The 20,332-nt window shown below is 42.5% G+C and carries 22 protein-coding genes and 1 pseudogene; 11 read left to right on the top strand and 12 right to left on the bottom strand.

The features are described 5' to 3' along the window. The first annotated feature begins 22 nt into the window (after positions 1 to 22). From CDG79_RS10365 to CDG79_RS10350, 4 genes are all read left to right on the top strand, one after another. Complete coding sequence (locus tag CDG79_RS10365; RefSeq protein WP_094342061.1) at positions 23 to 475, top strand: KGK domain-containing protein; 453 nt, start codon at positions 23 to 25, stop codon at positions 473 to 475. Continuing rightward, complete coding sequence (locus tag CDG79_RS10360; protein WP_094342060.1) at positions 472 to 825, top strand: DUF952 domain-containing protein; 354 nt, start codon at positions 472 to 474, stop codon at positions 823 to 825. Before CDG79_RS10365 ends, CDG79_RS10360 begins: the two co-directional genes overlap by 4 nt. Before the next feature lie 211 nt (positions 826 to 1,036). Then, on the top strand, positions 1,037 to 1,696 hold the full coding sequence (locus CDG79_RS10355) for a Uma2 family endonuclease (protein WP_094342059.1): 660 nt from the start codon (positions 1,037 to 1,039) through the stop codon (positions 1,694 to 1,696). 198 nt (positions 1,697 to 1,894) lie between these two features. Then, positions 1,895 to 2,812, top strand: a complete 918-nt coding sequence (locus tag CDG79_RS10350) for an RluA family pseudouridine synthase (RefSeq protein WP_094342101.1) — start codon at positions 1,895 to 1,897, stop codon at positions 2,810 to 2,812. A 164-nt stretch (positions 2,813 to 2,976) separates the two neighbouring features. Here the strand turns inward: CDG79_RS10350 and CDG79_RS10345 are convergent, their stop codons facing one another. The 3 genes from CDG79_RS10345 to CDG79_RS10335 form a co-directional block, all read right to left on the bottom strand. Further along, a complete protein-coding gene (locus tag CDG79_RS10345; RefSeq protein ID WP_094342058.1) occupies positions 2,977 to 3,744 on the bottom strand; it encodes a phycobilisome rod-core linker polypeptide in 768 nt (255 codons plus the stop codon). Between the two features lie 355 nt (positions 3,745 to 4,099). Continuing rightward, complete coding sequence (locus CDG79_RS10340) at positions 4,100 to 4,645, bottom strand: hypothetical protein (protein ID WP_094342057.1); 546 nt, start codon at positions 4,643 to 4,645, stop codon at positions 4,100 to 4,102. Next, entirely contained in the window at positions 4,642 to 5,259 is a 618-nt protein-coding gene (locus CDG79_RS10335; protein WP_094342100.1) for a phycobiliprotein lyase, read from the bottom strand. The genes CDG79_RS10340 and CDG79_RS10335 overlap by 4 nt, the downstream gene beginning before the upstream one ends. Positions 5,260 to 5,567: 308 nt before the next feature. Here CDG79_RS10335 and CDG79_RS10330 point away from each other — a divergent pair, with 308 nt between their 5' ends. Beyond that, the gene (locus CDG79_RS10330; protein ID WP_223278088.1) at positions 5,568 to 5,738 is read left to right on the top strand and encodes an NblA/ycf18 family protein; all 171 of its coding nucleotides are present in this window, start codon (positions 5,568 to 5,570) and stop codon (positions 5,736 to 5,738) included. 32 nt (positions 5,739 to 5,770) lie between these two features. On the opposite strand, the gene CDG79_RS42230 is transcribed toward CDG79_RS10330, so the two are convergent. Beyond that, complete coding sequence (locus CDG79_RS42230) at positions 5,771 to 5,935, bottom strand: hypothetical protein (RefSeq protein ID WP_189524948.1); 165 nt, start codon at positions 5,933 to 5,935, stop codon at positions 5,771 to 5,773. 172 nt (positions 5,936 to 6,107) lie between these two features. Between CDG79_RS42230 and CDG79_RS10325 the strand changes: the two genes are divergently transcribed. The 3 genes from CDG79_RS10325 (at position 6,108) to CDG79_RS10315 (ending at position 8,017) form a co-directional block, all read left to right on the top strand. Next, complete coding sequence (locus CDG79_RS10325) at positions 6,108 to 6,665, top strand: bleomycin hydrolase (RefSeq protein WP_094342055.1); 558 nt, start codon at positions 6,108 to 6,110, stop codon at positions 6,663 to 6,665. A gap of 78 nt (positions 6,666 to 6,743) precedes the next feature. Then, positions 6,744 to 7,238 carry a bleomycin hydrolase gene (locus CDG79_RS10320; protein ID WP_094328270.1) on the top strand — a complete coding sequence of 165 codons (495 nt, stop codon included), beginning with the start codon at positions 6,744 to 6,746 and terminating at the stop codon, positions 7,236 to 7,238. A gap of 173 nt (positions 7,239 to 7,411) precedes the next feature. After that, a complete protein-coding gene (locus tag CDG79_RS10315; RefSeq protein WP_094342054.1) occupies positions 7,412 to 8,017 on the top strand; it encodes a HEAT repeat domain-containing protein in 606 nt (201 codons plus the stop codon). 114 nt (positions 8,018 to 8,131) lie between these two features. Here the strand turns inward: CDG79_RS10315 and CDG79_RS10310 are convergent, their stop codons facing one another. From CDG79_RS10310 to CDG79_RS10300, 3 genes are all read right to left on the bottom strand, one after another. Next, positions 8,132 to 9,013, bottom strand: a complete 882-nt coding sequence (locus CDG79_RS10310; RefSeq protein ID WP_094342053.1) for a HEAT repeat domain-containing protein — start codon at positions 9,011 to 9,013, stop codon at positions 8,132 to 8,134. A gap of 31 nt (positions 9,014 to 9,044) precedes the next feature. After that, a complete protein-coding gene (locus tag CDG79_RS10305) occupies positions 9,045 to 9,284 on the bottom strand; it encodes a hypothetical protein (RefSeq protein ID WP_094328267.1) in 240 nt (79 codons plus the stop codon). 397 nt (positions 9,285 to 9,681) lie between these two features. Then, positions 9,682 to 10,482 carry a DUF1838 family protein gene (locus tag CDG79_RS10300; RefSeq protein ID WP_094342052.1) on the bottom strand — a complete coding sequence of 267 codons (801 nt, stop codon included), beginning with the start codon at positions 10,480 to 10,482 and terminating at the stop codon, positions 9,682 to 9,684. A 174-nt stretch (positions 10,483 to 10,656) separates the two neighbouring features. Here CDG79_RS10300 and CDG79_RS10295 point away from each other — a divergent pair, with 174 nt between their 5' ends. Continuing rightward, the gene (locus CDG79_RS10295) at positions 10,657 to 11,928 is read left to right on the top strand and encodes a HEAT repeat domain-containing protein (RefSeq protein ID WP_094342051.1); all 1,272 of its coding nucleotides are present in this window, start codon (positions 10,657 to 10,659) and stop codon (positions 11,926 to 11,928) included. A gap of 380 nt (positions 11,929 to 12,308) precedes the next feature. Here CDG79_RS10295 and glgA read toward each other — a convergent pair whose 3' ends face one another. Together glgA and hemC are read right to left on the bottom strand one after the other, a co-directional pair. Beyond that, positions 12,309 to 13,748, bottom strand: coding sequence for a glycogen synthase GlgA (gene glgA, locus CDG79_RS10290; RefSeq protein WP_094342050.1), 1,440 nt, complete (start codon positions 13,746 to 13,748; stop codon positions 12,309 to 12,311). A gap of 133 nt (positions 13,749 to 13,881) precedes the next feature. Further along, entirely contained in the window at positions 13,882 to 14,853 is a 972-nt protein-coding gene (hemC, locus tag CDG79_RS10285) for a hydroxymethylbilane synthase (protein ID WP_094342049.1), read from the bottom strand. A 183-nt stretch (positions 14,854 to 15,036) separates the two neighbouring features. Here hemC and CDG79_RS40910 point away from each other — a divergent pair, with 183 nt between their 5' ends. Then, positions 15,037 to 15,315 carry a hypothetical protein gene (locus tag CDG79_RS40910; RefSeq protein WP_143855455.1) on the top strand — a complete coding sequence of 93 codons (279 nt, stop codon included), beginning with the start codon at positions 15,037 to 15,039 and terminating at the stop codon, positions 15,313 to 15,315. A 112-nt stretch (positions 15,316 to 15,427) separates the two neighbouring features. On the opposite strand, the gene CDG79_RS10275 is transcribed toward CDG79_RS40910, so the two are convergent. Further along, positions 15,428 to 18,058 carry a sensor histidine kinase gene (locus tag CDG79_RS10275; protein WP_094342099.1) on the bottom strand — a complete coding sequence of 877 codons (2,631 nt, stop codon included), beginning with the start codon at positions 18,056 to 18,058 and terminating at the stop codon, positions 15,428 to 15,430. Positions 18,059 to 18,229: 171 nt separating this feature from the next. Between CDG79_RS10275 and CDG79_RS43590 the strand changes: the two are divergent. Continuing rightward, positions 18,230 to 18,343: pseudogene (locus CDG79_RS43590) on the top strand (Uma2 family endonuclease); the annotation flags it as partial. Between the two features lie 9 nt (positions 18,344 to 18,352). On the opposite strand, the gene CDG79_RS10270 reads toward CDG79_RS43590, so the two are convergent. Together CDG79_RS10270 and CDG79_RS10260 are read right to left on the bottom strand one after the other, a co-directional pair. Beyond that, a complete protein-coding gene (locus CDG79_RS10270; RefSeq protein WP_094342047.1) occupies positions 18,353 to 18,904 on the bottom strand; it encodes a Uma2 family endonuclease in 552 nt (183 codons plus the stop codon). 562 nt (positions 18,905 to 19,466) lie between these two features. Then, entirely contained in the window at positions 19,467 to 20,204 is a 738-nt protein-coding gene (locus tag CDG79_RS10260; protein ID WP_094342046.1) for a phycobilisome rod-core linker polypeptide, read from the bottom strand. Positions 20,205 to 20,332: the final 128 nt, after the last annotated feature.

The following is a 20,332-nucleotide window of genomic DNA, read 5'->3' as shown; positions in this document are numbered from 1 at the left end:
TACATTGAATACTAAGATTAACATGAATAAGATATGCCAATTATTAGACTTTGATGCTGATGTTTTGTTATTTAATAAAGAGACATATATCGTTAGCAGATTCAAAGAATTGATATCTGAAAATTTCAGACAGAAATTTGCTGCAAAAATAGATAATACTAATGTTACTGTTTCAGGAAGTTTTAACAAGCTATCCATAAACCAAGTAAATTTTCAAGCTGAAAATATCACATGGCAATCTTCTAGCGAAGGCATAAACTGTGAAGTTTTCAAAGTTGGCTCTACAGGGTGGCAATCAGGGAAACTCAGAGTACAAGTATCTACAGAAATTATTACTCCATTAACTATTACTCCATTAACTTTTAGGCAAGGTGGCCAACTGAACATTACTGTAGTGTTAGAATTTTATCCTGATGATCCTAATGAATCAGAATCACCTTTAGATGATCTTCGTAAAATGATACAAGCAACATGAATACTATCCTCCACATTACCAAACGCCAACAATGGGAAGACGCGAAAATACTCGGTAGCTATCGCGCTGATTCGCTAGAGAGTGAAGGTTTTATACATTGTTCAAAGTCAACGCAAATACTCAAAGTTGCAAAGAGATTTTTTGATAATCAAAAAGAATTGGTACTATTGTTTATTGATTCTGAGAAAGTCCAAGCTGAAATTCGTTATGAAGAGGCGGAAATTGGCGAATTATTTCCTCATATTTATGGTGAGTTAAATATTGATGCTGTGTATCAGGTGATTGATTTTGAAGCTGGGGGAGATGGTTTATTTGAGTTACCGCAAGAAGTTATAAATTTAGAATTATGAACCGCAGAGGCGCGGAGGACACGGAGGAGGAGAGAATTAGCGCAATACAGTTCAGATAAGACCAAAACACTTGTAGAGACGGCGATTTATCGCGTCTCGAAAACCCGCAATTTTGTACAATTAGCCCTTAACTACATCGAATTTGAAAAAATTCCCTTTTCGCTGATGTCAAATTTGAGTAAAAATAAAATTATTTAACAACTAACATCCTATGGTTACTCTTCAACTCAGACAAATTCGAGTTCCACCAGGGCAAAGAATAATCCTGGAAAATGTGAGTTGGCAACTATTTGAAGCAATTCTCAACGAGTTAGGAGAACATCGCAGGAGTCGAGTAGCATACAGCCAAGGAACGCTAGAAATTATGGCTCCATTACCAGAACATGAACGAGCTAAGGTAATCATCGGAGACTTAGTGAAAGCCTTGCTAGATGAACTCGATCTAAATTGGGAATCTTTAGGTTCAACCACCTTTAAGCGAAAAGATATAAGTGCAGGTATTGAACCTGATGATTGTTTTTATATTCAAAACTATAAGCTAATGATAGGGAAAGACAGGATTGACTTAACAGTTGACCCTCCTCCTGATTTGGCGATTGAAATTGATGTAACCTCTAAAACCCAAATTAGTGCATATCAGGCTTTGAGAGTGTCTGAAATTTGGCGATATGAAAACAAAAATTTAGAAATTAGCTTGCTGCAAGGTGAGCAATATGTAAAGTCTCTCACAAGCGCCACATTTCCTAATTTTCCTATCATTGAACTAATTCCCCGATTTGTGGAAATGGCGCGAACCACAGGAATGAGTTCAGCACTTAAAGGGTTTCGACAATGGGTAAGAGAACAGATACAAGATAGTCAGGGTGAATAAATTTCGCGGCTATATAAACAAGTCTAATGAATTCCGCGCTTTACTTAAAGAACGGGGAATTAATAATCCAGAGCAATTGTGACCGAATTTAATTTACAAATCCAAGAAAATAGCGATCGCTACGCCAACGCCAAGGGCGATCGCTTCTCTTCTAATATAGAGGATGGAGCGCCTAGCCTACTTCCCTCCAGTAATACGATACACTGTGTCAACACTAAAGGCGATCGCATTGACCGTTTCCTTTCCCAAGAATTACCAGATTTATCCCGTTCGCGCATCCAACAGTTAATCGAACAGGGTAATGTCCAACTTAACGATCAAGTTTGTACATCTAAGAAGATCAATGTCAAGTTAGGCGATCGCATCATTCTGGAAATACCAGAAGCGCAACCCCTAGAATTGCTAGCAGAAGATATCCCTTTAGATATCCTCTATGAAGATGACCAGTTACTTATTCTCAACAAACCCGCAGGCTTAGTTGTCCATCCCGCACCCGGTCATCCAGATGGCACACTGGTAAATGCTTTGTTGGCTCATTGTCCCAATTTACCAGGAATTGGCGGAGTCCAACGTCCGGGAATCGTCCATCGATTGGATAAGGATACAACGGGAGCGATCGCGATCGCTAAAACGGAAGTTGCCCATCATCACCTACAAGCCCAACTCAAAGCTAAAACCGCACGCAGAGAATACTTAGGTGTGGTTTACGGTGCGCCAAAAGGTGAAAATGGCAAAATTGACTTACCCATTGGTCGCCATCCTCAAGACCGCAAAAAAATGGCTATTATGCCTATTGAACAAGGCGGACGATCTGCCGTCACGCATTGGCAAGTACTAGAACGCCTCGGTAATTTCACCTTAATTCGCTTCCAACTAGAAACTGGACGCACCCATCAAATTCGCGTCCACAGCGCCAAAATGGGGCATCCCATTGTCGGCGACCCAGTTTATAGTTCTGGTCATTCGGTGGGGGTAAATTTGACCGGTCAAGCACTCCACGCTTGGCGACTGAAATTACAGCATCCCCTATCTGGGGAAATGATTGAGGTGACAGCTACCCCTCCCACCCAATTTACAAAACTTTTGGAGATGTTAAAAAGACGAATTACATTTTAAACTTATCCCAATTCCCAATTCCCATTAACGACTAGCGTGCATTAGAAATGGGATAGAGTCTGTTTCACTAGTTATACCTAAATGAAACTCCTACATAACCCAAGACTTATGCACGCTATAAAATTATCAAAACGATGTACTAGAAAGCCGCCGAACAAAAATCGTTATTTAATTCCAGCTAGCTGGCGATAAGGTACAGACTTTTCGATATCGATGTTGAATGACGAGATTCTTTGTGGCGTATTGCCAGTTGCATTGACACTTTGTGCCATAGACAAAAACAGAGCTGGATCGCCAGCCTTTGGCTTTTGCTCTTGTGGAAGGAATCTGCGTACTTCGACCTGCCAAATGATTTGGGGGAAACCCAGTTTAGCACGGTGGTAATCTTCGTATCGCGGAGATTTGATGTTAAATGGCAACTCACCCGCAGATTGAGATGGCAGTATCCGACGGCGTTGATAAGGCACTGTGGAGTATCCAAAATTGCTCAGGTACTCTTCAGTGTTGAGAACTTCATCAACAAAGCCTCTAATACCTTTAGTAGCGACCACAATTGACCAAGCGATTTTTTCCCGCTCGTTGTATGGATCGCGTCCTAGAACGCGCTGAATTACTTGCTCAACAAAGCGATAGTTATTGTTGAGGTCGTAGAAGCTTTTCTTAAAGGTATTGGAAAGCACCAAACCACGAACAAAGTCCCGTACTGTAATTTGTCCATTACGGAGTTGGGACTCTAAATATGTTTCGCGATCGGCAGCAAAAGCATAAAAGAAAAGTTGACGATATGCTGCTTCGATCAGATCGCCTAAATCTGATGGAGACAGGATATTGTCTGTAGTAAAAATCCTGGGCTGTTCATCACCCGGTATTTCGTATGCAGCTACACGCTGGTTTTGACTTGAAGGGTCATATTCTAACAGAGGAATTGCCACTCTAAAGCCTCCATGTTCTTAATTAAAGTTAACAACTTTTAATCACATATTAAGGGAGTAGTTGTATCAGAACCTCAGATTCTGATAAAATTTCACGAAACTTAACTAAGAGTGATTTTAAGTATTGGTAGTAAAAACCATTATTCTGCTGGACTCAACCTATAGCTAATCAATTCAAGGTAGTAGAGCTTCCAGCCAAATCAACTTACTGTCAAAAACTAAAAAACTTTTGTTCACATATCTTAGATTAGAAGATTGAGTTTCACTTTTTTTAATTGAAGCAATAATTTTTAAAACTTAGCAAAAGAAATTAATGGGAATGGGGAATTGGAAAATCTCCTTCGCCCCTGCCCCTTCAATGACCTATCCAAAATTCCAGAGGATCTATGGTTGATTTACAGTAAGGCCAGCTACGCAAAGTTGCCTCCATCCCTGCCTCCCAGTAGGGTGGTTCTAATCCCAGTCCTAAACATAGATGAGACAGGATGCTAGCAAACTGCTGGTTGTGACCAAAGTCTCCTAGATGGGCATGGGCATATTCATGGACGACTACACCAAACCAGTCTTTAGGTGCAACTCGACCGACATCTACCAGAATCGTAATTGGATTTGTGAGAATGTTGCACAATCCGTCTATACCGAAGGATTGAGCTATGGGGACTGCAAAAATCTGGATGTGGCGACGCTCTTGCGGATGAAAGCACTCATGACAAACTTCAAGATAGACGTTGATCTGAGCGTTAACGGTGTTAATATTCTCGCCAATCCAACTACAAATGGGGATGCGATCGCGCAGGTTATCGAACACATTCACCATCCCCGGCTCTAGGGCAAGTCCCTGCACCCGATGCAGGTAATCTTGCCCACGAATAAAAGCATTGCTCTGCTTGAGATAATTCACCAGCCCAAAACTGAATAAAACTGTCTTTTTTCCAGAACATCCTGCCCAACTCTTTCTGTTACCTGTTCTGTGTTGGAAACCTCAACAGAATTCTCAATGCGGCTTTCAGTACAAAAGGATGCTGTACTGAAACCACCAAATCGTTTTACCGTACTGGTTCGCATTCGCATATTTGGGCTGGCGAACCAGAATCTCTCAATGGAACTCATTGTTTCGTATTCGGTTGTCAAGACTAGTCCATCTTCATCATCCATGTGAAAAAGACCGACTACAGGCACAATCTCGGCATAGCCTCTTTCGCGCAGTAATTTGCCAGCCCTTGGGTTATCGCCATCAGGCACGATCGCAAATATGGTTTTTCCCTGATGGTTATCTTCACCCTCTCTATCCCAAGCCATTGTACCTAGCCAACGCACACGCGACCCTCCTACTGAAAGGCTGGGGTCAATTTCATGGTACTGGCACAGTTCAATGATTTCTGGATGATTGGCTTCCAGAGTTTCTACCTGTATTTCCGATTCTCCCGTTTCTGAGCGCTTGAATGCCAAATGATGAGTTGCCCGTTGCGATCGCCACTTACCAGCACTTAGCTGGAAAAATTCCATTGCGTCTATCAATCTTCTGACTCCTACTTATGACTCCTGCGGATGATGTTTACCTTGTTTTTTCTTTTTACAGTTATTGGTATACAAACATTCTAAACATTACAGCGATTAGCGATCGGCTTCAACAAACTCCTTACAAAGGGTGATATAGAGATGTTATTCCGTAATTGTAAACTTTTATGAGTCCTATTCTTTATAGCTTGACAATGTAGACAATTTAATATCTCAGTGCTAAAGTAGTAGAAAGCGATCGTCTTCACATTAGCAATAACAACAAATACCTTAAATACCTTCGATTCAGTCAATCAGAGGAATGAATGATGGATTTTCCAGTCGAACTAACCTTAGAACAACAGTTTCGCTTAAAGAACTTGAAAGACCAGGTAAAGAACTTGAGTCAACAAGAGGCTCAGGAATTTTTATTAGAAGTTTTACGGCAGATGATGGTAAAAGATAATTTAGTTAAACATCTTCTAAAACAAGCTTGATTGAGTAATAAAGAATATTCTTTCCTTAAGACTTACGCAGTGGCAAAATTCCATTGAAATGCGTAAGTCTTAATTTTTTGGGTACTTTTACTTAGCTTTGCCGTTGGTGCAGCCTCTTGGATTGGAAGAGGAGAATTGGGGACAAGATGATGTGAGTGAGAACCTGCAACAAGTCTTTCTCCTTGTCCCCAAGTCATTTTCTCTATGCCCAATAGCCAAATTAAATATTACAGATTATTACTTTGTCTCTCATAGTAAAGACTAGGGTACTAACGATCCCCTATGTTTTTCTTTGGCTACTCGCAGTTAATTCTGATCGAGAACAGGCCAAAAATAATATCCGCCATTTGTGAATATTAAGGAGAACTCATGGTTCTTGATGCTTTTTCTAGAGCTGTAATTGCGGCTGATGCCAAAACCGCTCCTATCGGTGGTAATGACTTAGCAGCTCTTAAGTCTTTCATTGCTGAAGGCAATAAGCGCCTTGATGCAGTGAATGCGATCGCCAGCAACGCTAGCTGTGCGGTTTCTGATGCGATCGCTGGGATTGCTTGTGAAAACACAGGTTTGCTTCAAGCTGGTGGTAACTTATACCCCACTCGCCGCATGGCTGCTTGCCTACGTGATGCTGAAATCGTTCTGCGCTACGTAACTTATGCACTATTGGCTGGTGATTCTTCCGTATTAGACGATCGCGCTTTGAACGGTCTGAAAGAAACCTACACAGCTTTGGGCGTACCAACTGGATCGTCTGTACGCGCTTTCCAAATCCTGAAGGCTATCAGCGTCGCTCACATCACAAACACCAACACTGAAGCTAACGCTGGCAAGAGATTCCGTAAATTGGACACTCCTCAAGGCGACTGCTCTGCTCTAGCTGCTGAAGCTGCTAGCTACTTCGATCGCGTTATTTCTGCTCTGAGCTAATAGCTCATGGCTAAAGGCTATTAGCCAAGCAAACTGAAATTAGAACTCGATCAAATCTAATCTGGAGTATAAAAAGCAATGAAATCAGTTATCACTACGGTTATTGGCTCTGCTGATGCAGCAGGTCGTTTTCCAACCACCTCCGATCTAGAATCCGTTCAAGGTAGCATTCAACGTGCTACTGCTCGTCTAGAAGCTGCTGAAAAGCTAGCTACTGGTATCGATAACGTAGCGAAGGAAGCTTATGATGCTGCCTTCAAGAAATATCCTTACCTCACCCAAGAAGGCGAAGCTGGCGCTACCCAAGTCAAGAAAGACAAGTGCCTCCGCGACATCAAGCACTACCTACGCTTGATCAACTACAGCTTAGTTGTAGGTGGTACTGGCCCTCTAGATGAGTGGGGTATTGCAGGGGCTCGTGAAGTTTATCGCTCTTTGGGTCTGCCCACAGCTCCTTACGTTACCGCGTTGACTTACACTCGCGATCGCGCTTGCTCTCCTCGCGACTTGTCTCCTCAAGCGTTGGTTGAGTTCCGCGCTCTTCTTGACTACGTAATCAACTCCCTTTCATAGTAATAGGATTTGACTAGACGTAGACGAGGGATCGTCATACTCTAAAACTCAGGGACTCTCAGTCTGTTGCTTTGCCTGTATCTGGTTGAGTAATTGACCAAGAGTCCCTAAGTTGTAACTAATTCGTAATTCATGATTTCACTTGGGGGATTTCAACCAGAAAATTTTCTTTTATGACAATAGATTCTCTATTTGAACAGTTGAAACACCCCAACCCCAATCTGCGGGAACGAGCTATGTGGGAACTGGCTGAGGTTCGGGATGAAAATACCATTCCTCGCCTGATGGGTATTTTGGATGAAGAAGATGTGACTTACCGTCGAGCTGCGGTCAAGGCACTGGGTGCTATTGGTGTAGATGCTGTGCCGCCACTGGTAGAGTCATTAGTAAATAGCGAGAATGCGACTATTCGGGGTAGTTGTGCTAAGGCTCTGGCACAGATTGCTGCTAACCATCCAGATGTTCCTTTTCCAGATGAAGGCTTACAGGGATTAAAAACTGCGCTCAATGACCCAAATGCCGTTGTTTATATCGCATCAGTAATGGCGCTAGGTGAAATCGGTTCTCCTGCCTTTGAGATTTTAGCTGAAGCTTTAAAAACAATAGATAATGTTGCGCTGGCTGTAGCGATCGTTAATGCACTCGGTTCGATGGGTGATATCCGAGGTGTGGAAGTGCTGATGGCATTGACAAATGATGAATCTGTTGATCCATACATTCGTGAATCAGCAGTGAGTGCTTTGCCCCGATTAGATCAGGTGATTAAATATAAAAGATAAAAGAGCGATCGCTCTTAAATGCAACTACCTTGATTAATCCCAGTACGACGGATACATTAGATGAACAGACTGGGTGTTACCTTGAAGTAATCTCCGAGTGCCTTAGCTTGTGACTTACTCAATTTGAGAAATCGCCAACTCGATCACCACCCGGACTCCTGCTTCCTCTTCTTGGGTTAATGCGGCTTGCAGGGGTTCTAAGGCAGTGCGATCGCCAATTTTCATCAATGCCAGAGCCGCCGCTTTTCGAGTTTCCCAATCGGGATGATGCAGTAACTCCACCAGATTCGGAATCGCTGGTTGATAAGCTAGGCTACCCAAAGCAGATGCCGCTTCACACCGCACCATTGGGGATGAATCAGTGAGGGCGTTTACCAGGATTTTAAATGCTCCCTCTTCAGTGCCTTCTTCAGCGATTTTAGCGATCGCACCCACCACCGCAGCCCGAACATCAGCCGAGTCTGAGTTAATTTCTCGATATAAATGCTCCTTCGCTTCTGCCCCAATAAATCCCAGCGCCCATACTGCATGACCTTTGGCACTTTCTGGATACTCTGTTGATGCTAAGATTTGCAGCAATGCTGGCACAGCTGCCTCACCGATTTTGGCAAGTCCTCCCACCGCCGAAGTTTTAACAACCGTATCTTCGTCATTTAAGAGGGCATTAACCAGGGTGGGAATTGCGATCGGATCGGCAATGAGTGTCAGGGTTTTGGCGCTGGCTCTGCGGACAACTGGGTTTGGGTGATTTGCTACAGCTTCCATCAACAAAGGGGTTGCCGGTTTCCCAACTTTACCCAACGCCTCTGCAAAACTCAACCGAATCATCCCCCGTGAGTCTCCCATACTCTCAATCATCTGCTTGAGTAGCTGTTGATCGTCAGGGTTGAAGGAGTTTAAGCCTAATTGCTCATTGACTGCTGCTAGTATTGCATCAGTTTCTGCCTGAGAGAGATTTAACGAATCCTCCCCGGATTGAGTTTTGGAGTTGAGCATGTGACTTTTAGCTAAATTATCAAGATGATTACTAGTTATTGGCGCTCAGAGCAGCTTGCTGATTACGGAGTTCTTGGAGGGCAGAATCAATCTTGGCAAGCTCAGGCTCCAGTTGTGCCATAACATTTACTCTCATCAACTTAGCCCGTTTTGCTGTTTCTGTAGTTTCTTGAACTAGACGTTCCCGATATAGCTCAAGTTCTGCAATCACTTCTGCAACATCTTGAGGGGTTATGTTATCGGTTTTTGTGAATTCTGAGGTTTCATCCATAACTTTTGTTTCCTAAATGCGTGTTTATATAAATGATGTGTAGTCAGTGTTCGACTATCGTTTGTATTTGTTTGGTCGCTAAAGATCGGCACTTAGCAAATGCATAAAATTGAACTATTGGCAAGAGGCAACTAACTAATATAGGACTAGTATTTGATTTCTGAAAAGATAGGTAGGGTGTGTTAACGACAGCGTAACGCATTAAACCCTTGATGATGGTGCGTTACGAACTGCGTTCTAACACACCCTACAATACCTAATTTTGTTCAAAAATCAAATATGATTCCTATAGCTGACACATACATATATTCCGATCTTCTCAGATCGCGTTACCACTGGTAAAGCTTTTTGATAGAAATCTTCAAAATTAATTACCAATTCCCAATTCCCAATTATTTTAAGATGTTTCCTCTAGTGGGAAAGTATCTCCTCGTAAGTAAGATTCAAAATTTTTCTTAAAGTATTGAATACTTGTTATATTCGGCTCATCACTTTCTGGTGGCGTGAACTCATAAATTGGTACTTTTTCTCTTACCAGCTTGACCAAGCTAGGATGAAGCTGCTCAAAAGAATCTACTCTAAATATTGTTGTTTCAAATCTTAATTTAGCTGGATGAGCATATCCTAATTTCATCCAGGGCATCCAAGGACAGTCTCTCGCCCACTTTGCAGGAGGAACATCAGTTGCATCGGGGCGGCAAGTATTTGATATAAAGTACTCAACTCCCTTAAACTTTTCTCCAGGGCAATAATCTAAATATTTACTATCTCCTGCTAAGGGATGCGGGTATTCTAAAGGAATTTCCATAACAGAGGTAATATATCCCTTGTCTTTGGGTATAACAAATTTCTTTGGTTTGACTGACCCTTGGACAATGCGGTTAGCAATGTGAACTACTGGTACTGGTTGACTTGCTGTTGGTGATTTCCAAAAGTGCAGAATCTCTTGGGTGTCAGGGTTACAAAATAAACCCAACTCTCTATTGATGCGATATCCGACTTCACCGTGTTCAGGATCGGGTTTGAGAAATACTTTGGTAGCATTCATCCCAATAATAGAAAACAATTTTTCTTTTTCCTTGTCTGGTGTTTCTTGCCACCAAATTTCTCCAGACCAATTGTAATAAAGCTGTAACCCATGATTTTTTCTGTAAAAATCGAGGTTATTAAATTCGTAGTCATCTAAATAATTATTCATACTCTGTTTTTATCATTCTCAAATAGCTGTGTAGACGCGAAGTAGCTTGTTGTTAGATATTGCAACTCTGACTTAACTATTTTGGTCATCCAAGGTTCAATGCCCAATACCCAATCCCTAGTACGATAGTAAACATAAACTCTGAGCAATTATCCAAAAGCCATTTATAGATCAATGGATAAACGTTTTTTTAAAATGTTTGGGCTAACAGAAGATCAAGCGATCGCAATTATCGATACACCATTAGAACAACTCGAAGACGCTTCTGATAAGTATATTGCTGTTTCCCATCTAATTAACTTCCCCACTGAGCAATCGATCGCAGCTTTGGTACGGGCGATTGAAACCAGTAACCCTGACGAGTTAGACCACCGCATTGTCCGCCGCAAGGCTGTGGAAAGTCTAGGACGATTGCAGGCTGAATCAGCTTTACCTGTAATTCGGCAATGCCTCAAAGATGATGATATTTATACTGTTGAAAATACCGTGTGGGCGATCGGGGAAATCGGGACTAAAGATCCAGAAATTCTCGAAGAAGTGGCGCAACTACTGGATAAACCAGGTCAAATTTATCGAGTAATTATTCACACCTTAGCTAATGCTGATTATCAGTCGTCTTTAGAACGGGTAAATAAATTTACCCAAGTGGAAGATGAACCTACTCGTAGTGCGGCGATCGCTACGGTTTGTCGGTTCACCGGTGACTACTCCCAAATCACTGAGGTGATGGCGCTGCTGCAAAGTACTAGCGTCAATGCACGGCGGGGTTGTATTCAAGACTTGATTGATGCACGCTACTACAAAGCCATCCCAGAAATTGCTCGTTGTCCTGTCTCTCTGGTGTTTAGGTTGCGAGGTTTGCGGATGCTTTTAGATGCAGGCGTTCCCAGTGGTGAAATTACCTTTACAGAAATTCAACCTTACTTAGAACAAGTACTTGACGATCGTCCCAACGACCTCGATCTAGTACATGAGTATGACGCAACCCCTGTATTAGATTTTATCATTAACGAACTCTACGAAACCGATTTTGGCCGCTGCTATTTAGCAACAAAAACCTTATTAGATATCTATGCAGAAGAAGCATCCCAAGCGCTCCTAACAACTTATGGGGACAAAGCATATAACGATTATGGCGCTCATTATCATGTAATGAAACTTTTCGGCTGGCTAAAATACGCTCCCGCTTACGATTTATTAATAGAAAACCTACACAACCGCGAACCCCAGTTTCAAAAATCTCGTGCAGCGTGTGCGATCGCTCTTGGTGAATTGGGTGATTCACGAGCAATTCATGAACTCAAGATTTGTCTCAATACGCCGATTTGGGATTTGAAATATGCTTGTTTATTAGCGCTAGACCGCTTAGGCGACTCATCTGGTCGGGAAATTTGCGCTAGCGATCGTGATTGGTTAATTAGGGCGAAAGCGACAAGTACTCAATAGTTAGGGTTTAGTTAAAAGGGCGGTTAGAAACCTACTACACACACAAAACCCGCCTGCGCGGGTTAAAGACAATAGGCTTAAGCCGAATGGCACGCTTGATAAGGGAAAATCGTTGAGGCAGCAGGGGTGCAGAGGGGATTTTCTAAATATCTGAACGCAATGCCTAAAATTTCTTCTTTCTCCCCTGCTCCTCCGCTCCTCTGCACCCCTGCCCCTCTGCAATCCTTACGCCGCTTACCCTTCAGCTTAACTTAGTGCCATTCGGCTTAAGCCTATTGTTAATTTTCTATTAGCCCAGGTCGGTGGGCTTTGTCTGTGTAGCTGCGAATTCCATTCCCTGGGCTAAGTCAACATCAATGATCCCTTTGCACCCTAGCGTTTTAGGACTTGCTATTGGTGACTGCTTCGTTTAACACTACCTCTGGTTGTGGTGTCTCTTCTTCTTCTGGCAAACCGAAAATAGACCTGTACAACTTCACATACTCTTTGGCAGATTGATACCAACTAAAATCTTCACTCATGCCCCGTTTTTGTAGTTCTTGCCATTGCGGTTTGAAACGGAAACCTTCCCAAGCCCGGATCATACATGTGAAAAGGTCTAGCGGTTCATAGCGGTCAAAGCAATAACCGGTACCTGCGGCATTTTCAGGATCGTAATGGCTTACGGTGTCAACTAATCCACCTGTGCGGCGGACAATGGGCACAGAACCATAGCGCAAAGCCATCATTTGGCTAATACCGCATGGTTCAAAACGACTAGGCATTAAGAAGGCATCAGTACCAGCGTAGATGCGACGAGACAGGGCATCGTTATACAGTAGATAAGTTGCCATGCGTCCGGGAAAGCGGGATGCTAATTCCCACATCTGAGTTTCATAGTAGCGATCGCCTGTCCCTAGCAAAACAAACTGGGCATCTGTATAAGATAGGAAGCGATCGAGGATTTGCAATATCAAATCAATGCCTTTTTGTTCCACTAATCGGGTCACAATCCCAATAAAAAAGGCTTTGGAGTTAACTTCTAATCCTAATTCTTGTTGCAAAGCAATTTTATTGGCTTTGCGTTTTTCTAAAGTATCACCAGTAAAAGTTTGCTCAATGTATTTGTCATTTTTGGGATTATATACTTCACTATCAATACCGTTGATAATCCCAGATAATTTACCGCTAATAAAAGACAGCAAACCTTCTAATGTTTCACCGTAAGTAGGTGTCTTGATTTGCTCGGCATAAGTGGGCGAAACTGTATTTACCTTGTTGGCAAATTGTACAGCCGCCGCCATTACGTTGTGTCCTTGCATATACCAGGGACACCAAGTAATTTTCTCTAAATACCAACGCCACGGCCCTTGATAAGCCAGGTTATGGATGGTAAACACTGTGGTGATATCAGGATCTTGGTGCATCCACACCGGAATCATCCCTGTATGCCAATCGTGACAATGGATAACATCTGGCTTCCAGTAATTCCAGGCAAACTCGGCTGCACCATTAGAAAACAATGTGAACCGCCAATCTTCATCATCTCCAGAATAGATGCGGCGCGGCATGAAGGCCGGATGTCCAAATAAGTACAAGGGAACATCAGTACCAGGTAGAACACTTTCATATACTGCAAAGTGCTGGAACATGGCATCTCCCCACCAGATGGGTTCTTGGGGAATTTCCATTTTGTCTGGCAGGAAGCCGTAGTAAGGCAAGAATATCCGCACATCATGCCCCATTTCTCTCAGGACTTTGGGTAATGCCCCGACAACATCACCCATTCCTCCTACTTTCGCAACGGGTGCTGCTTCTGCTGCAACAAATAGAATCCGCATGGTAATTTTTGCTTCCCTGAGTCTATATTGTCAAATCAACTTTCTGAATCCCGACCAACGCAACAAGTCGCGTCTGGCACATCAGTGCAACGGCGATCAATTCTTATCTAATCACATCGGCTTGCCCAATTGCTTAGGAACCGCGCTGAATCACCGCAAAAATTTCTGATAAAATTTCTTGCGCTCCCTGTTGTCGCAACAGTTCTGCTAGTTCTATACCTAGTGCTTCGGCGTTATTGGCAAGTCCGGTGACGGTATCTTTGACGAACTTTTGACCATCTACACTGGCGACTATCCCGGTTAAGGTCAAATTCTCACCAGATATTTCTGTATTTACACCAATAGGTACTTGACAGCCGCCCTCTAAAGACCGTAAAAAGGAGCGTTCGGCGAGACAGCGATCGCGTGTTTCGGTATGTTCAATTGCTTTGAGTAGAGATAGCACTTCACTATCATCAGCACGACATTCTATCCCCAAAGCTCCTTGTCCAACGGCGTGAAGGGAGATTTCTTTAGGTAGAACTTGATGAACGCGATCGCCCATTCCCAATCTCTCTAACCCTGCTGCTGCCAAAATTAAGGCATCGTATTCGCCTGCATCCAGTTTTGCCAACCGTGTAATCAAGTTTCCCCGCACATCCTTAAACGTAAAGTGAGGAAAATGATGGCGTAACTGTGCTAAACGCCGTAGAGAAGATGTACCAATTACCGCACCTTCTGGTAACGTATCGATTTGTTTATCTTTATGCTTTTCATGCACCACTAATGCATCGGCTGGGTTTTCCCGTTCAGTGATTGCTGCTAACGTTAACCCTTCTGGTAAGTGAGTCGGCAGATCCTTGAGAGAATGAACCGCAAAGTCAATCTCTTGATTGAGCATTCCAACTTCAAGTTCTTTAGTAAAAAGTCCTTTATCGCCAATCTTAGCTAATGCTACATCCAAGATTTTATCGCCTTGGGTAGACATGGTGTGGACTTCAAAAGTGATGTCAGGAAAGGATTTCTGGAGTTGCTCTTGTACCCAGTAGGTTTGAACCAGAGCAAGTTGGCTTTTGCGCGAGCCGATCCGAATAGTGCGTGGGGGACTAGAAACTACTGAAGTCATAAAACAATATATCAAACTAGGCGATAATTCACTCTCATCTAGACTACCGTAGTCAGGGACTCATCGGAATTTTGGGTTTTAGATTTGGGATTTTGGATTACAATTCTTTACCAAAAGCTGGTTTCAGCAATCTCGAACAATATTACTGAGTACAGCATTTGATTAATTCATTGCGAATTAAATTTGGCAATACCCTGCAATGTTAATGCGTCGAGTAACAATGCCAATGCGTCGGGTAACAATGCCAATGCATCGGGTAACAATGGCAATGCATCGGGTAACAATGCCAATGCATCGGGTAACAATGCCAATGCGTCGGGTAACAATGCCAATGCATCGAGCAACAATGCCAATGCATCGGGCTACAATGCCAATGCGTCCCCTTGGATTAAAAACGCTTTAACGCAAAACTGTACTTACAACTTAACTTATACTAACCTTCAGGCTGGGAATACATTCTAAGAGGCTCCGCGTCCAATACGGTTTGGTTAATGTTTTTTGATGGAAATCCTAGATTCTTGTAAAGACGGCGATTCATCGCGTCTCTTGCCTTAAGTTATTGCGATCGCACTCGTTATAATAATGGGAGAGCGATCGCACAAGTTGTACCAATTTCTATTTCACTGGTGATGTTAATATCACCTTGGTGTAAATCCACACACTTTTTCACCACCACCAATCCTAATCCTGTACCAGGAATGCTTCTAACATTGTTGCCACGATGAAACGGTTCAAACAGTTGCTTTTGATCTGCTAGCGGAATCCCAATACCCCGATCTTGAACTTGGAGAATCACCGTATCTGATTTAAACTCCAGACTAAGATCGACATTCCCCCCTTGAGGAGAATATTTAATTGCATTCAGCAGCAAATTAGACAGAATAGAACGCAATAACCTTTCATCTACCCAGCCGAGAACAGCTTTCCCTTGACAAACAAAGGTAAGTGTATGCCTCTCGTCTGTACTTAGGCGCATTTCTTCCACAAAATCACCGCAGAATTCTTCTAAATCTAGAAGTTTAGGATTAAATTCTAGTTTTCCGGTTTCGGCTCGATTGATAGTTAAAATATCGTCTAGAATCTGAACCATATTTTTGACAGAGAGTTGAATTCTCTGCAAATTCCTCAGTCGCTTAGAAGAGTTATCCCATTCATCCTGACAATTCTCTAGCAACTGGGCAGCTACTAAGGCAGTACTTAGAGGAGTACGAAACTCGTGAGATGCCATTGAAAAAAAACGTGTTTTCAAGACGCTGAGTTCTCTCTCTCGCTCTAGTGCCATCCGAATTTCATCTAGCCGCTTGCGTTCTGTAATGTCGCGGCAGTTAACCATAATTTTAGTATCTGCTGTATTATCTAGAAATTTCTGGCTAATCGCTTCTAGCATCCGCCACGAGCCATCTTTGTGGCGACAACGAAACTCGATTAGAGCAGTAACTTCTGAATTTTCGATAGCATGAATAAAACTATGGTAGATATTAACAAAATCGTCTTGGTGAATGTAATCTAATAAGTTTTTGCCAATTAGTTCTGCTGGTGGATAACCCAAAACTTTTTCTACAGAAGGACTTTCGTAACGAATAGAACCATCTACATCCAGAATTTTGACAATATCTAAAGCATTTTCAATTAATGAGCGGAAGCGTTCTTCGCTTTGGCGTAACGCCTGTTCAGCTTGCTTGCGTCCAGTAATGTCACGTTGGACTGATATCCAGTGGGTATACCAGCCAGTTTTATCAGCTACGGGGACAATGCTAAATTCATTCCAGAATTCCGAGCCATCTTTGCGGTAGTTAATTACCTGAACGGTGACTGGTTCCCAACGAGAAAGGGCAGTCCAGACTTTATCGAGTTCAGCGCGACTTGTTTTCGCTCCTTGCAGGATACGGGGCGTTTTACCTAAAACTTCTTGCAGGCTGTAACCTGTGATTCGGGTAAATGCTTCATTAACATAGATAATATTTGGCCCCGGTTCGCCAACGGGTTGGGCTTCAGTGATAACTACAGCATCATTCGTATTTACAACCACAGATTGCAGCAATCTAACTTGTTCTTCCTGCTGCCTTTGATGGGTAATATCAGCAATCACTGCCACCATGCCGTTAATACTATCGTCACTATCATGTAAGGGAGCGGCGGAGAAAACTATATCGATCGCAGTGCCATCTTTTTTAAAACGGCGCAATTCCACTCTGGTATAAGTTGTTCCTTGTAATATGCTTTGTTGGAGAGTATTGTATTCTTCTAATTGGTCATCTAAAAAAATTGGGTTAGGACGGTCAATTACCTCCGCCTCTGTCCAGCCAAACATGCGTTCAGCAGCAGGGTTCCAGATTTTCACATTTCCTTCTAAATCAAGTGTGAAGATGGCGCGAGGAGAGGCAGTAATTAAAGCTTGTAAGGCGGCTTGGGTGCGTTGACGTTCAGCTATTTCGGCTCGGAGGGAAACATTAGCTTTAGCTAACTCTTGAGTCCGTTGTTGGACGCGGTGTTCTAATTCAGCGTTGAGTGTTTGTAGCTGTTTGTAAAGTTCTGATTGTTGGATAGCGATCGCCACCTGGGTTGCAAGTTGCTTCATCAACTCAATTTCCCAAGATTCCCAGATGCGGGTGCGATCGCACTGATGGGCAATCAATAAGCCCCAAAGATAAGGGGTAGAAGCAGGAGTTTTGCTATCTCGTTGTTTATCAGCTTGCCGATTTTCTTGGAGAATTGGCACTACCAACTTGGCTTTGACACCGAATTGTTTCACGAAGTCTGCCAGACATGCTTCGACATCAGCTTGTTCAACATTAGCGATCGCGCGGGTTTTCCCCAATGAATAAGCTTGGTGATATTCTTTCGGAAACACTTCTTCTGGAAAAGTTTCTCCCAAAATTTTTGTATATTCAGGTAAAACTGTTTCAGTAATTGCGCTACCAGTGCCATCTTCCCAAAGTCGATAAATTAACACCCGATCTACTTTGAGAAACTCGCGCACTTCTGTAACTGTGGTAGTAAGAACCTCTTCTAAATCCAGAGACTCACGGATGTGTTGAGCAATCTGATTTACTAACCGTTCCCGCTCAGTTTGTTGCCGCAGAATTACTTCTGCTCGTTGCCGTCTAGTTACTTCCAGGTTGAGAAAATAGTAAATTACCCCCAAAGCAACAATGCTAAAGCCAATACCGAAAGGGGCGAGATTGATAACACTAAAATTTGGCATCAGCATCTGAATGAGAGATTGGATAAATAAAGTATGCATTTGGATTTTTCTAATAGAATACTCATCAAATCCTAGACAAAATTGCTGCATTGCTCCCAACAAAGTTGAGCTTTGGGAAATTTGCGTTTTCTAGTCTACTCTGAATGTAGGATTTTCGGAGTGGCAGAAGTCATGAGTGTTGCAAAATCTGCATCCCTAACCCTGGAAGAGTTTCTAAAGTTGCCAGAAACAAAGCCTGCAAGTATTTATATTGATGGTGAGATTATCCAGAAACCAATGCCGAAATTTCTACTTCTAAATACTCACGATCAAACTTACTGATATAGCCAAATCTGGAAATGCTTGTGGGTAAATAGTGCCTCCAGTTAATGTGTTTTTTGAAGCATATTCTCCATCTTGAGGATCTCGAAATACTATAAGTTGTCGCTTTTGAAGATTAACTACCCAATATTCAGGAATTTCTACTTCAGCATAGATTTTAGTTTTTATTTGTAAGTCCTTATCTAAGCTGGAATCTGAATATTCGATTAACCAGAAGATATTTTCAGGGTAGGGATGATGTTCTAAATATTCACGTCCCAATCTTTGTACAACAGCAATATCAGGCTCAGGTTCAGAGTTGTTAGGAAGGGTAATCGGTTTACTAGGGCGAACCGTGGCGCGATTGCCTAAAAGTTGAATCAGATACTCCCCGGCTTCACTGCTGAAGTAGGCATGAGGTTCTCCTTCTGGTGACATTTCTACAATTTCTCCCTTTAGTAGTTCCACATGTCGATCGTCTAGGATGCCTCCCGCGATCATCCTGTGATATTCATCTATTGTCCACTTCGCTGTAGTTACAATCATAGAAATGCTTTTTTATCGCCTTTTACCTCACATCGTAACGCAATCATAGAAGCTATTAGACATCAAAATTTTTAACAATGTTTATCAAATCTAGTGTATAAACCGCCATACTTAAACCAGTATTGCCTTAACTGATGACAAGGCGTAAACAAACTGGCTTTGACACGATAAAGAAGAACCTGTCGATGGTCGCCCATCCAAATTTTATCAACCGGCTCAACAGAAATTAATGTTCCTCCTAAAGCGGCTATACAGTCAGTAAATCTATCAACGCAAGAATAGTCTATAGTTTCAAATATGAAAAAGTGACCCGAACAGATTAAATGACGGCTTCTTATCCAACATTGGAGCTTTTTATGCGCTTGTGGCGGCAACATTGTTTTGCTTCAAATATTTTGATATAAATGCAGTGGTTAAATCGAGTTTTAAATGAATGAACTTATTGGATAAATAGTTTTTTGTTCTATGCAGAGGCGCTTCTGGTGCAAATTGCCTATTCTACATTTTTGAAAAGTAGAGTGCGATCGCTATATTAGGCGATCGCACTTTGTTCAATTCTCAGCTAGTATCCGCCCAACTTTGGCAAGTAACCAGATACAGTTAGCCAAGTAAACAAGACAATCAGCCCCAGCAGGGAAGCTAATAGCCATAACACCACGTCTCTGTCAGAACTGCGTAAAAAGGTTTTTAAAGTAAAAGGCTCAAGCTGCTTTCTAGTTAAAGGAAGTGGTAATTTGTCACGATAATCTTTGCCATAACGAGCCATCCTTGCAAAAGGTAATTCACCTTGAGAACGCCCTTGCAAAATCCGTCGCCGTTGATAGGGAACTGTATTGTAACCAAAGTTACTAATGTACTCCTCACTATCCACTAAAGCATCGATAAAACCTTGTATTCCTTTGGTAGCTAGCACAATCGACCAGGCTAGTTTTTCGCGCTCATTGTAAACCTCACGACCAAGGAAACGCTGTACGCATATCTGCACGAAGCGGTAGTTATTGTTGCTTTCGTAATTGAGTCGCCGAAATGCATCAGATATTGCTAACCCTCGAATAAAATCCCTAACTGTGATTTGACCGTTTCTCAGTTGGGATTCCAAAAAGGCTTGGCGATTGCTATTTAGCATCTGTTGTTCGTGGAAAATCTGACGATAGGCTGCCATAATCAAGACATCCATTTCTAGTGAAGATGGCAGATGTTCGACTGTATAAATTCTCGGTTGTTCGTCGCCAAGAATCTCGTATCCAGATACACGATGGTTTCGAGATGAAGGGGAGTAATTTAACAGAGGAATAGGCATAATTGGGGATTGGGGATTGGGAATTGGGGATTGGGGATTGGGAAAAATTCACTACCTTGATTCGAGTCTCTAGTTCCCAGTTCCTAATCCCTAATCCCCAGTACCTAGTACCCAATAACTATGAACTC

Origin of the sequence: Nostoc sp. 'Peltigera membranacea cyanobiont' 232 (assembly GCF_002245985.1) — a bacterium.
Lineage (GTDB): Bacteria > Cyanobacteriota > Cyanobacteriia > Cyanobacteriales > Nostocaceae > Nostoc.
This window is presented reverse-complemented; position numbering and strand designations above follow the sequence as displayed.